We start from the raw sequence: 12,157 nt of genomic DNA, 5'->3' as shown, positions 1-12,157 counted from the left end.
TTTGCCTTCTGATTTTCAATAAGGAGTTCATTGGTCATGTCGAATGCGACTGCAAATAAAGTGGTGCTGGCCTACTCTGGTGGCTTGGATACCAGCGTGATCGTGCCATGGTTGAAGGAACATTATGGTTGTGAAGTCGTCTGCTATTGCGCCAATCTTGGCCAAGATGATGATTTGAGCGGCGTTGAAGCCAAGGCGATTGCTTCAGGCGCAAGTGCCTGCTATGTCGAAGATTTGCGCGAAGAATTTGTGCGCGATTTCTTGTTCCCAATGTTGCAATCGGGCGCAACCTACGAACGCACCTACTTGCTTGGTACCAGCATTGCTCGCCCATTAATCGCGCGTGGTCAGGTGCAAACTGCTTTGAAAGTTGGCGCTGATGCCCTTTCCCACGGCTGCACGGGCAAAGGCAACGATCAAGTGCGCTTTGAATTGACTTACATGGCCTTGGCTCCACACATGAAAATCATCGCCCCATGGCGTGAATGGCATATTCGCTCACGCGAAGATGCGCTGGATTATGCTGCATTACATAATGTGCCAGTCACCAGCACCCGCGCCTCGATCTACAGCCGCGACGGCAATATTTGGCACTTGAGCCACGAAGGCGGCTCGTTGGAAGATCCATGGCTGGAGCCAGAATTGAATATGTTCCAACGCACCGTCACCCCAGAACAAGCGCCTGATGCAGCAGAATATGTGGAAATTGGCTTCGAGCGCGGCATTCCCGTTAGCGTGAATGGCGAGCAACTTGGCCCCGTTGCCTTGCTGCAAGCCCTCAACGAGATTGGCGCTCGCCATGGTGTTGGCCGCGTCGATTTGGTCGAAAATCGCTTGGTTGGCATGAAGAGCCACGGCGTGTACGAAACGCCAGGCGGCACGTTGCTCTATCGCGCTCATCAAGGCCTCGAAGAATTGGCGCTCGACCGCGAAACCTTGCACTACAAAGATACCTTGGCAATTCGCTTCTCCGAGTTGATTTACAACGGCCAATGGTGGTCGCCGTTGCGCTATGCCTTGTCGGCGTTCTTCACCGAAACCCAAAAGAATGTCACTGGCGTGACCCGCTTGAAAGTCTTCAAAGGTGGCGTGCATTTGGTTGGACGCAAGGCCGAACGCAGCTTGTACGTGCCCGATTTGGCAACCTTCAGCGAAGATGCAGTCTACAACCAAGCAGATGCTGAAGGCTTTATCAAGCTCTTTGGCTTGCCCCAAAAAGTCGAAGCCTTAACCTCAGGAGCCGAATAAGCATGAGTATCTTTCGTTTTGCTGCTGGTTTCCGCAGTTCTGCGGGGCGATGTGGCTTGAAGGCCAGTGGTAATCCTGATTTAAGTTTACTTGTTGCTGATGGAGTTTGTACGGCGGCTGGGGTTTTTACTACCAGCCTCGTCAAAGCTGCGCCTGTGCTCTATGATCAAGCGGTTTTGGCCGCGCATGCTAGCGAAATTCGCGCCGTGATTGCTAATGCTGGTTGTGCCAACGCTTGTACTGGCGCGCAAGGCGTTGCCGCTGCCCGCGAGATGGCTCGTTTGGCGGCGGTAGCGGTTGGCTGCGAGCCACATCAGGTTTTAGTGCTTTCCACTGGCGTTATTGGCCATCAACTGAATGTTGAAAAAGTGGCCAAAGGCGTTGCTGCAATCGCCCCAGAACTGGGTGTTGAGCATGCTCCAGCGCTTGCCGAAGCAATTATGACCACCGACACCCGTTCCAAAACCGCCAGCGCCAATGCGGTGATCGATGGAGTTGTGGTGACGGTGGCAGGCGTTGCCAAAGGCGCAGGCATGATCCATCCGATGATGGCAACCATGCTGTCGATTGTCACCACCGATGTGGCTATCGATGCTGATTTGGCCCAAAGCTTGTTGCGCGAAGTTAGCGATGCATCGTTCAATTGCGTGACGGTCGATGGCGACCCAAGTACCAACGATACGTTGTTGCTGCTGGCCTCGGGCGCAAGTGGCGTGACGATCAATGCCAGCAATATTGCTAGTTTCCGCCAAGCGCTCGAAGCGGTTTGCATCGATTTGGCCAAGCAAATTGCTGCCGATGGCGAAGGCGCAACCAAATTGGTCACGGTCACGGTTGATCATGCGCCGAGTGTTGCTGCAGCGCGTACCGTTGCGCGCAAAATTGCCTGCTCACCATTGGTCAAAACCGCGATTCACGGCGGCGATCCCAATTGGGGCCGAATTTTAGCAGCTGCTGGCGTAGCTGGCGTGCCATTCGATCCTAGCCAAGTTGAGCTTTGGTTGGGATCGGTGCAATTAGTTGCTGGTGGCACGCCCACCGACTACAGCGAACGCGAAGCAGCGAGCCAAATGAGCGGCAAGCATGTGGCCATTCGGCTCAAGCTTGGGGCTGGCGCTGCCACTGGCTACGCGTGGACCTGCGATTTTAGCGCTGAATATGTGCGGATCAACGCCGATTATCGGACGTAGATAGCGGGGATCGGGGATTGGTTGTTGGGGATCGGCGTTTTTACCATAGAGGCGCAGAGGAATTAAGGCTGTAGGCTCTGGGCTAGCGGAATTTGGTTGAAACATCAAATATTAAAATCTTATAGCCCAAACCCGATCCCCGACCCCCGATCCCCAACAACCAACTAGTGAGGTAACCAAACCATGTGGGGTGGACGATTTAGTGGCTCGTTGGCTGAGCATATGCGCTTATTCAACGATTCGTTTCCAATCGATCGGCGCTTATGGGCCGAGGATATTCGCGGCTCGATTGCTTGGGCCAATGGCTTAGAGCGCGCTGGCATTTTGCAAGCCAACGAGTGTCAAGCATTGATCGCAGGCTTGCGCCAAGTGGCACAGGAGTTTGAAGAAGGCCTGTTTTTGCCATTAACCAGCGACGAAGATATTCATACGGCGGTCGAACGCCGTTTAGGTGATTTCATCGGAGCCTTGGCGGGCAAATTACATACTGGCCGCTCGCGTAACGATCAAGTGGCAACCGATACCCGTTTGTGGACTTTGAGCGCCCTCAAATTGGCCGATGATTTGATTCGCGATGTGCAAGCGGCCTTGCTTGAGCAAGCTAAATCTGTTGGCGATGCAATGTTGCCTGGCTATACCCACCTGCAACGGGCGCAACCAGTATTGTTATCGCACGCCCTGTTGGCCCATTTTTGGCGTTTAGATCGTGATCGTCAGCGTTTGCACGATGCTACCAAGCGGGTTAGCGTTTTGCCGCTTGGCTCTGGCGCGCTCGCTGGCACGGCCTTTGCCGTCGATCGCGCGGCGCTGGCAGCTGAATTGGGCTTTGCTAGCATCAGCCAAAATAGCCTTGATGCCACCAGCGATCGCGATTATATTGTCGAAATTTTGGCAGCAACGGCCTTATTGGGCGTGCACATCAGCCAGCTTGCAGAAGATTGGATCATCTGGAGTAGCGCGGAATGGGGTTTTGTGGCGCTAGATGATGCCTATTCAACTGGCTCAAGTTTAATGCCCCAAAAGAAAAACCCCGATTCATTGGAGTTGGCCCGCGGCAAATCTGGCCGTTTGATCGGCAACCTGGTTACGGTTTTGACCTTACTCAAGGGCTTGCCATCGGCCTACGACAAAGATTTACAAGAAGATAAAGCACCTTTATTCGATGCGATCGATACATTAAGCCTGACCTTGCCGGTGGTGGCTGGGGCAATTCGCACCGCCCGCTTCAACACCGAACGCATGGTAGCAGCGCTTGATGATGCAATGTTGGCGACTGATGTGGCCGATGAATTGGTACGCCGGGGAGTGCCATTCCGCGAGGCCCATCATATTGCTGGGCGCTTGGTGCGCGAAGCAGAACAACGTGGCGTTGGGATGCGCCAATTGCCTGCCGAAAGCTTTGTTGCAGCCCACCCAAGTCTGACCGATGTTGCTGGTCTATTCGATTTTGCTCGTTCTGTCGCCATGCGCGACGTACCTGGTGGAACAGCGCCCAACGCCGTGCGCGACCAACTGATTGCTGCTCAACACGTTTTAGCAGAAGGCTGAGGTTGCCAATAGCGCCCTCGCCCTGCCGTTACCCTTAACGGAGGCTTCCACATGACACACTCACTTCTTGGTCGCGATTTACTGGCCTTGGCCGACTGGAACGACACTGAATTACTCGACGTACTGGAAACTGCCGCCGAACTCAAATTGCGCCAACAACGCCGCAAAGCGCATCCTCTTTTGGCAAACCGCACCTTGGCGATGATTTTTGAAAAGCCCTCAACCCGCACCCGCGTTGGCTTCGAATCGGCGATGGTGCAGCTCGGCGGTCATGGCATTTACCTCAGCCCACGCGATACCCAAATTGGCCGGGGCGAAACCATCGGCGATACCGCGCGCGTGCTCAGCCGCATGTGCGATGCGATTATGGCGCGGGTCAACGACCACGCTACCTTGGTCGAGTTGGCCGAAGCCGCCGATGTGCCAGTGATCAACGGGCTTTCCGATTGGCTGCATCCGGTGCAAGCCTTGGCCGATGCCTTGACGATTCGCGAGCATTTTGGCAGTTGCAAAGGCATAAAATTGGTCTACCTTGGCGATCCGAATAATGTTTCCAATTCGTTGTTGGAAATTGCACCACGCTTGGGCATGGATTTTGCGATCGGCACGCCGTTTGTGGCGAATGTTGACCAGCAGCTGTTGGCTCAAGCGCGCTTGCAAGCCGCCGCCAATGGCACAAAAATCATCGTGACCAACGATCCGTTGGAAGCCGTCAAGAATGCTGATGTGTTGTATACCGATGTTTGGGTCAGTATGGGCCAAGTTGTCGCCGAAGGTCATTTGGAAGCGTTGCAACCATTTCAAATTAATGCTGAACTGTTGGCCGCAGCCAATGCTGGATCCAAAGTAATGCACTGTTTGCCAATGCATCGCGGCGAAGAAATTAGCGCTGATGTTGCTGATGGCGAGCGTTCGATTGTGTTTGATCAAGCTGAAAATCGCTTGCATACCCACAAAGCTGTGTTGGTTGCCACCGTTGCTGGCTTGGCTTTGCGCCGCAGCAAACGCCTTGCCGCCTAAAACTATTTAAGGCTCGAATTCAGCCCCGTGCCCATGCTGCGGGGCTGAGTAACCACCCTTTAGCCTTCGATAAACCGATAGCCAATGCCCCATTCAGTCTGAATCAAATTCGATTCGGGGTCGATTTCGCTGAGTTTTGAGCGCAAACGCCGAATATGTACATCAACCGTGCGTGCATCGACATATTCGTCGTAGCCCCAAACTTGGCCTAGCAGGACTTCGCGGGTAAACACTTGGCCAGGATGCGAAGCCAAATAGGCCAAAAGATCAAATTCTTTGGGCCGCAAGGTTAGTTGCACATCGCGGAAGGTCGCACGGCGGCGCGCATTATCCAGTTGCAGACCATTTGAGGTTGGCACTGCATCGCCAATTTGTTGGCGCAAACGGCTGGCTTCGGCGGTGCGCCGCAGCAAGGCCCGCACCCGCGCCACGAGTTCGCGCGGCGAAAATGGCTTGACCACATAATCATCAGCGCCAAGCTCTAAGCCAACCACCCGATCCACTTCGTCGGCCCGCGCCGTGAGCATAATCACTGGTTGCTCGAAGCCCTCGGCCCGCATTTGGCGCAGCACCCCAAAGCCATCAATCCCGGGCAGGCCAATATCCAAAATCAACAGATCATAGGTTTCGTTGCGCAAGCGCAGCAAGGCATCTTCGCCAGAGCCAGTTTCGCCAACCGCAAAGCCCTCGCGCTCGAAGCGCGAACGCACCACATCGACCACGCTAGGTTCATCGTCAACAATTAAAATACGTTGCATTAGGCATCCTCATTGGTCATTACTTCGCCCAAAATCCAATTGATAAAGCGTTGCGAACCATCGACAATTGGCAAAGCAATAATTTCGGGTAGCGCATACGAGTGCAATTGTTCAACCCGCTCGATCAGGCTGCCCAGCGCGTCGGCGCGCGTGCGCACAATCAACAAAATCTCGGCCTCTTCTTTGAGTATGCCTTCCCAATGATAAATCGAGCTCATTTGCGGCAAAATATTGACACTGGCCGCCAGCCGTTCGGTCACCAAGGCTAGGGCCAGCGTGCGAGCCTCATCAGCATTACTTGTGCTAATCAAAACAACCTGCGCTGCATCAGACATAACGCCTCCAGATCGATTAACCGCTTGCTGTGTCTACTCTACCTTAAAGCCGTCGATCTGCAAGGGGTTTGGCTGTTACCACTTATGAATAGCGCAGGTTTAGCTGTTGGCTTGCAGCTCGGCTAGTACCTCGGCCAAACTGGCATATTTGGCCACTGGCGGAAATTCTAGATATTTGGTGACGCTGTTGGGCACTGCATAAACCGTTGCCTCAGCCGCCAAGCCTGCTTGCACGCCGTGCGGCGCATCTTCGAGCACAAGACTGGCTTTGGCAGCTACGCCCAACAATTCGGCGGCTCGCAGAAAAATATCGGGGGCGGGCTTGCCATTGGCCACTTCTTCACCAGTGACGGTTGCGCCAAAACAATCGTGCCAGCCAAATTTTTGCAGCACCATAGTCAAATATGGGCGTGGCGACGAGGTAGCAACCGCAATCGGAATCTGTTGTTGATTGAGCCAACGAATAATTTGATCAGCGTAAGGCATGGCTTTAGCTTCACGCTCGACCAGTTCGAAAATTAATTGGCGATGCTCGGCAATCGTTTGCTCGATGCTCAAGGGCAAATCGAAGCTTTCGATCATCATTTGGGCATTATCATAGGCGCGACGACCAACCATGCGATGGCCCCAAGCAGGTTCAGCTTGCTTGCCATAGCGAGCCAAAAACACATCCAAGGCGCGCATGCTTACCGGCTCGCTATCGACCAACACGCCATCACAATCAAATAAAATTGCATCAAATTGTTTCATTCGGTTCCTGCTTCTTGAACAATGCTAAGGGTGGCAATTCGGCAATCACAATGCCAATCATCATTAATAAGCCACCCCAAACGAAGGTTGACGAAATGCTTTCATTGCCAAAGGTTGCTGCAAATAGCGCCGCAAAAACTGGCTCCAGCACGAAAATCAAGGCGGTGCGGGTTGGCGAGGCATAGCGCTGCACGATAATCTGAATTGCCAGTAACACCGCTGTACAGATGATGCCCAAATAGGCTCCAGCCCAAAAAACGTCTGTTGGCAAGGCGGGTACGCTTTCAAAGATCAGGCTACCAAGGCTGGCAACTATGCCAACGACTGCCACTTGAATCAAGTTCATGGCAATTGGCGAGGCCTTTTTAGTCCAGTGGCCAATCGCTAAAATATGCCCAGCAAAAGTTACCGCGCAGATAAACACCAAGAAATCGCCCCAAAGCGAGACTGGCTGCGAACCAGCTTGGGCAGCGGGAGCAATCGAGAGCACATATAAGCCAGCAACAGCTAAAATGACCCCTGCCCACACTTTGTTGCTAATTTTGCTGCGCCACAATACAGCGCCCATCAACGGCACAAATATGACGTTTAAGCCAGTGACGAAGCCTGCTCGCGAGGCGGTAGTCATGCTGATGCCGATCGTTTGGGTAATGTAGCCAACACACAGCAAACTGCCAGTAATCAAGCCTGCCTGCCAATCGGTGCGCGTCCATTGGCGCAGCGATTTGAGCGCCCAGGGTAAGAGCGCCAGCGTTGCTAAGCCAAAGCGCAGGGCCACAAAAGCCAACGGCGGCCAATGATCGGTCGCATCCCGCACGACAAAAAATGTGCTGCCCCAAAGCATCACAATCAACAACAAGACCCCATCGCTTTGCCAGCGCTTCATTGCCGTACCCTTTCTAGAAATCAGACCATAGGCATATAGTATACGGAGATTTGGCGAGCATATAATTGGTCGGTTGGATTTTTGATTGTCTAGGAGGTTGCTACAATGCGTTTGATTGCCCTGCACGAACGGGAAAAAATTGCAGCATGGCTGAGCCAAAATGCTGATCTCAATATCTATCAAATTGGCGATTTGGATGCGTTCTTCTGGCCTTCGACGCTTTGGTATGGGCTTGAGGAAGCTGGCAAGATTTTGCAAATTGGTTTGGTTTACCTTGGCCATAGTATGCCAATTTGGCTGATGTTTGATGATCAGCATCAGCAATATTCTGCTCAATTGGCGGCGGCGCTGCGGCCATTATTACCAGCAAAAATCTATTGCCACTTCTCGCCAGGCATTGCTGAAGGTTTGGCCGACCGCTATCAACTGCACGATCATGGCCTGCACCATAAAATGATCTTGTGCGATTTTGCCAAGTTTGATCAGCTACGATTTGAGCGCAAGGTTGTGCAGTTGAGCAGCGCCGATTTGCCAGCGATTAATCAGCTATATGCTGCGGCCTATCCCGATAACGCCTTCGACCCGCGCATGCTCGAAACTGGCTGTTGTTATGGCATTTGGCAGGATGATCAATTAATCAGCATCGCTGGGATTCATGTCTATTCGCCGAGTTATCGGGTGGCAGCGTTGGGCAATATCACGACCCATCCAGCCTATCGCGGCCAAGGCTTGGCCAAGCAAGTAACCGCCAAGCTTTGCCAAAGCCTGCGCCACGAGATCAAGCATATTGGCCTGAATGTGCATAGCGCGAATCATGCTGCAATCAAAACCTACGAAAATTTGGGCTTTCGCTGGGTTGCTGATTATAGCGAGGTGTTGTTAGAGCAAAAAGCCTAATCAAAAGCCATTAATTTAATGCAGAGGAATAATGGCTCTTGGCTGTGGCTATGGGCTAACGGAACATGATTTGGTATTTCAAATGCTCCAAAATTAGCCTAGTGCTATGCAATTTAAAATGAGAAGCATATCAACAATCCAGCAGACAAATATTTGGGGGTGCAGGGGGATGAAAACCCCCTGCGTTTCCCTCCGGCGGAGGGACGGAAGGGTGGCGAAACGTTAATAGATTGAAGCTTGGCTTGATTACTCAAGCCGCCGTTCGCTATATTCCTTGCCATCAAAGGTCAACAAGCGTTTTTTATCCTCAAGCACCGTTTCAAGATTCACCGGACGCGTCCAGATTGTATGAATATGTTTGAGCGTGTCGCGCGCATAATCCAAGCGCAAATCGTTGCCTTCATGGCGATGGCGTAGATACAATTCGCCGCGATTGTTGTAATTGGCATCCTCAACGTAGATATAGGGCTGGCCAAAGTTGGTCAAGCCGCTAAGCAACTGCGATTTGATCGCGCCAAAATCGCGATTAACAATCTCATACAAATCTGTATCGTTGTTGTGTTTGAAGGTAAATAACTTATTTTCAACGCAAAACTCGGGCGTAAGAAATTCGTCGAGAAAGGTAATATCGTTGTGGAAGCGCCGTACCTCAAAGACTTTTTCCAAGCCCTTGCCAAGCTTCAGATCCCATTCGCGCTTTTCGCGCATATCGTCGCATTGCTCCCAATCCTTGCCAAAACGCCCGCGATTCCAGCGATCTTCGATGTCGCGCAGCAGCAACAACCCCAAGCGATAGGGATTTAAGCGCCCAGGATGCGCCGCCACAATCCCCGCATGATGATCGGCAAAATCGACGATTTCCGAAGTTTCGGCGGCATGGGTGGTCATAATTCGGCTATGCCAAAAGCTCGCCCAACCTTCGTTGATAATTTTGGTCATGCCTTGGGGCGCAAAATAATAGGCTTCGTCGCGCACAATTTCCAGAATATTATGCTGCCAACGCTCAAGTGGCGCGTAATTCATCAAAAACAACAGCACATCTTTCTGCGGATTCTCGGGGAATTTACGCATTTTTTGCTGTTCTTCTACTAATTTTTCGCGTTGCTGATGCAGAAACTCCGGTGGATTAATAAAATCCTTCATATACGCACGTTCGAACGGTAAACCTTCGGCTACTTCAATATCATCATCTTCGACGATTGGCTGGCTGGTTTGGGCTTCGGGACGATTAATATACGGCGAGTGATAATCGATCAAATTTTCGATAGATAAACAAGTATCAATAAATGCTTCAACAGCTTCGTAGCCATAGCGATCAATGTAGCGTTGCACACGCCCAGCATGATTTGCCATCACGTCAAGCATTTTACGATTGGTTGGCGCAAACCACATGTTGTTTTTGAAGAAATCGGCATGGCCTGCAACGTGCGCCATAACCGTTTTCTGATCAACAATCATATTGCCTTCGAGCAAATAGGCATAGACTGGGTTGGTATTAATCACCATTTCATAAATGATGCTTAATCCATACACATGGCCCTTGATTAATTGATCATATTCCATTCCAAAGCGCCAATGTGGGTAGCGTCGCGGAAAACCACCCATGGCAGCAACTTCATACAATGTATTATAATCAAGGATTTGGTAGACAATTGGATAATAATCGAGGCCATAACGCTTGGCATGACCATCGATTTGCTCCCACGCTTTTTGGAGATTAAGCGGTAAATCGTTGTTGCTGAGTGGCATAAAAACCTCTCTTTGGAAGTCAGAAGGCAAAAATCAAAAGTCAGAAGCTAAGATTCAGACATAAAACGAAGTAATCAATCTATGAAGAAGTATTGAGATTTGTATGCTGTTTTTTTCGTTTAATAACGGTAACAAAAATAGCAATTAGTTGATTAACTTCGTCAATCAGATGATTACATTGATTATGATTCAATAATGCTGATTCTTGGAGTAATTCAAGCCAATAACGTGTTTCCTCTAGCTCTTGTAAGCCGATATTGGTCTTTGAAATGAATTCAGCTGTGGAGCGAGCACGACAAGCCTCGCCATAGTTGGCACCAACCGAAGTTCCTGAACGCAAAATTTGCTGGGCTAAAACTCGACCCGCTAATGAATTGGGAATAAGATTAACTAATTGAATAATGTGCAAAGCAAACTGTTTCGTGCGTGCTTGTAAATCTTGCCGCTCCATGCTTGCCTCTCTTCGATTGTAAATACGAATATGCACAAAGATAGTTAGATTAATCAATTATGCATATTCGTATTTTGATTTTTGAATCCTACCTTCTCTAACTAGCTTGCTGGGATTTGGATAATCCAACTATATAGCTTAAATATTTGATTGAAGCATATATAGTTGGATTTTGATTTTTGACTTCTGCCTTTTGACTTGCTATTTTCCTTTGCCTAAAAAGGCTTTGATTGCATTGTAAATATCGTCGCGGTCGGCAATTTCTGAAACGACCATGGTTTCGTTGGCTCGAAAATTTTCGTTCAGATCATGGGCAAAACGCCCTGATCCATACAACGAACGCACTTGGCCATAACAGAAAAGGTTAACTTTGGGCAAAATCTGGTTGCGCAATAGTTCAACGCACTCGCGGGTGTCGCCGCCGCCCCAGTTATCGCCATCGGAAAAATGGAACGGGTAAATATTCCATTCAGCGGGCGAATAGTGCTCCTCAATTAGTTTCAAGACCAAGCGATAGGCCGAGGAAATTTTGGTTCCACCGCCTTCGCGAATCCGATAGAAAACGTCTTGGGTCACTTCTTTGGCTGCTGCGTCGTGCACGATGTAGCGCATTTCAAGATGCTTGTATTGGGAACGCAGCCAGGTTTCGATCCAAAATGCAGTTACCCGCACCAGCTCTTTTTGCTCCTGACCCATCGAGCCAGAAACATCCATGCTGTAGATAATGACGGCGTTGCTTTCGGGCATTTCGGTGGTTTTCCAGGTTCGAAAGCGCATATCGTCGCGGATCGGCACCACCACCGGATCATCGGGATCGTACTGGCCAGAGGCGACTTGGCGTTTGAGGGCTTCGCGGAAGGAGCGTTTGAAGTGGCGCAGCGAATTTGGCCCAACTTTGGTAATGCCCGAATATTTATCCTTTTGCGAGATAATATTCTTGCTGCCTTTGGGCTGAATATTGGGCAATTGCAGTTCTTCGCCCAACAATTGGGCCAGTTCTTCGATGGTCATCTCGACATCAAGCGAATGTTGGCCTGAATCTTCGCCTGCCTCACCTGCGCCTGGCTGCGAGCCATCGCCACGCCCGATTGGATCGCCGTTTTCGCCCTCGCCTTGGCCAACGCCACCTTGATTTTTGCCAAAGCGAAAGCGGGGTAAATCGATTGATGGCACTGGGATAGAGACTAAGCGTTTGCCTTGGCGCCCAATCATCTCGCCATGAGAAATATATTTGCGGAGATCTTTTTTAATTTTGCCCCGCACAATTTGGCGGAAGCGATTAAGATCACGTTCAACTCGTTGCATAGGCTCACCGTTGATTGTTA

Annotated in this window: 12 protein-coding genes; 5 read left to right on the top strand and 7 right to left on the bottom strand. The window is 50.8% G+C overall.

Annotated features, from left to right (window positions below; all coding sequences use genetic code 11):
* The first annotated feature begins 36 nt into the window (after window positions 1-36).
* The 4 genes from SE18_RS12360 (at window position 37) to argF (ending at window position 5,006) form a co-directional block, all read left to right on the top strand.
* Complete coding sequence (locus SE18_RS12360; protein WP_054534766.1) at window positions 37-1,248, top strand: argininosuccinate synthase; 1,212 nt, start codon at window positions 37-39, stop codon at window positions 1,246-1,248.
* A 2-nt stretch (window positions 1,249-1,250) separates the two neighbouring features.
* Entirely contained in the window at window positions 1,251-2,438 is a 1,188-nt protein-coding gene (gene argJ, locus SE18_RS12355; protein WP_054534765.1) for a bifunctional glutamate N-acetyltransferase/amino-acid acetyltransferase ArgJ, read from the top strand.
* A 183-nt stretch (window positions 2,439-2,621) separates the two neighbouring features.
* Complete coding sequence (gene argH / locus SE18_RS12350; protein WP_054534764.1) at window positions 2,622-3,986, top strand: argininosuccinate lyase; 1,365 nt, start codon at window positions 2,622-2,624, stop codon at window positions 3,984-3,986.
* A 51-nt stretch (window positions 3,987-4,037) separates the two neighbouring features.
* On the top strand, window positions 4,038-5,006 hold the full coding sequence (argF, locus tag SE18_RS12345) for an ornithine carbamoyltransferase (protein ID WP_054534763.1): 969 nt from the start codon (window positions 4,038-4,040) through the stop codon (window positions 5,004-5,006).
* Between the two features lie 59 nt (window positions 5,007-5,065).
* On the opposite strand, the gene SE18_RS12340 is transcribed toward argF, so the two are convergent.
* From SE18_RS12340 to SE18_RS27170, 4 genes are all read right to left on the bottom strand, one after another.
* Window positions 5,066-5,764, bottom strand: a complete 699-nt coding sequence (locus SE18_RS12340) for a response regulator transcription factor (RefSeq protein ID WP_054534762.1) — start codon at window positions 5,762-5,764, stop codon at window positions 5,066-5,068.
* On the bottom strand, window positions 5,764-6,099 hold the full coding sequence (cutA, locus tag SE18_RS12335) for a divalent-cation tolerance protein CutA (RefSeq protein WP_054534761.1): 336 nt from the start codon (window positions 6,097-6,099) through the stop codon (window positions 5,764-5,766). The genes SE18_RS12340 and cutA overlap by 1 nt, the downstream gene beginning before the upstream one ends.
* 99 nt (window positions 6,100-6,198) lie before the next feature.
* Window positions 6,199-6,849, bottom strand: coding sequence for an HAD family hydrolase (locus tag SE18_RS12330; RefSeq protein ID WP_054534760.1), 651 nt, complete (start codon window positions 6,847-6,849; stop codon window positions 6,199-6,201).
* On the bottom strand, window positions 6,836-7,735 hold the full coding sequence (locus SE18_RS27170) for a DMT family transporter (RefSeq protein WP_054534759.1): 900 nt from the start codon (window positions 7,733-7,735) through the stop codon (window positions 6,836-6,838). The genes SE18_RS12330 and SE18_RS27170 overlap by 14 nt, the downstream gene beginning before the upstream one ends.
* Window positions 7,736-7,840: 105 nt before the next feature.
* Between SE18_RS27170 and SE18_RS12320 the strand changes: the two genes are divergently transcribed.
* On the top strand, window positions 7,841-8,632 hold the full coding sequence (locus tag SE18_RS12320) for a GNAT family N-acetyltransferase (protein ID WP_054534758.1): 792 nt from the start codon (window positions 7,841-7,843) through the stop codon (window positions 8,630-8,632).
* 246 nt (window positions 8,633-8,878) lie between these two features.
* Here SE18_RS12320 and SE18_RS12315 read toward each other — a convergent pair whose 3' ends face one another.
* The 3 genes from SE18_RS12315 to SE18_RS12305 all read right to left on the bottom strand — a co-directional run bounded on the left by SE18_RS12315 (window position 8,879) and on the right by SE18_RS12305 (window position 12,137).
* A complete protein-coding gene (locus tag SE18_RS12315) occupies window positions 8,879-10,381 on the bottom strand; it encodes a SpoVR family protein (protein ID WP_054534757.1) in 1,503 nt (500 codons plus the stop codon).
* 79 nt (window positions 10,382-10,460) lie between these two features.
* A complete protein-coding gene (locus SE18_RS12310; protein WP_054534756.1) occupies window positions 10,461-10,832 on the bottom strand; it encodes a four helix bundle protein in 372 nt (123 codons plus the stop codon).
* A gap of 201 nt (window positions 10,833-11,033) precedes the next feature.
* Window positions 11,034-12,137, bottom strand: coding sequence for a DUF444 family protein (locus tag SE18_RS12305; protein ID WP_054534755.1), 1,104 nt, complete (start codon window positions 12,135-12,137; stop codon window positions 11,034-11,036).
* Window positions 12,138-12,157: the final 20 nt, after the last annotated feature.

The organism is Herpetosiphon geysericola, from assembly GCF_001306135.1.
GTDB lineage: Bacteria > Chloroflexota > Chloroflexia > Chloroflexales > Herpetosiphonaceae > Herpetosiphon > Herpetosiphon geysericola.
Note: the sequence above shows the minus strand (reverse complement) of the source record. Positions and strands in the feature narration are given on the sequence as shown.

Bases quoted from the DNA above. Each gene is read 5' to 3' on its own strand.
- SE18_RS12360 (WP_054534766.1), top strand. From the start codon at position 37: ATGTCGAATGCGACTGCAAATAAAGTGGTGCTGGCCTACTCTGGTGGC.
- argJ (WP_054534765.1), top strand. From the start codon at position 1,251: ATGAGTATCTTTCGTTTTGCTGCTGGTTTCCGCAGTTCTGCGGGGCGA.
- argH (WP_054534764.1), top strand. From the start codon at position 2,622: ATGTGGGGTGGACGATTTAGTGGCTCGTTGGCTGAGCATATGCGCTTA.
- argF (WP_054534763.1), top strand. From the start codon at position 4,038: ATGACACACTCACTTCTTGGTCGCGATTTACTGGCCTTGGCCGACTGG.
- SE18_RS12340 (WP_054534762.1), bottom strand. From the start codon at position 5,764: ATGCAACGTATTTTAATTGTTGACGATGAACCTAGCGTGGTCGATGTG.
- cutA (WP_054534761.1), bottom strand. From the start codon at position 6,099: ATGTCTGATGCAGCGCAGGTTGTTTTGATTAGCACAAGTAATGCTGAT.
- SE18_RS12330 (WP_054534760.1), bottom strand. From the start codon at position 6,849: ATGAAACAATTTGATGCAATTTTATTTGATTGTGATGGCGTGTTGGTC.
- SE18_RS27170 (WP_054534759.1), bottom strand. From the start codon at position 7,735: ATGAAGCGCTGGCAAAGCGATGGGGTCTTGTTGTTGATTGTGATGCTT.
- SE18_RS12320 (WP_054534758.1), top strand. From the start codon at position 7,841: ATGCGTTTGATTGCCCTGCACGAACGGGAAAAAATTGCAGCATGGCTG.
- SE18_RS12315 (WP_054534757.1), bottom strand. From the start codon at position 10,381: ATGCCACTCAGCAACAACGATTTACCGCTTAATCTCCAAAAAGCGTGG.
- SE18_RS12310 (WP_054534756.1), bottom strand. From the start codon at position 10,832: ATGGAGCGGCAAGATTTACAAGCACGCACGAAACAGTTTGCTTTGCAC.
- SE18_RS12305 (WP_054534755.1), bottom strand. From the start codon at position 12,137: ATGCAACGAGTTGAACGTGATCTTAATCGCTTCCGCCAAATTGTGCGG.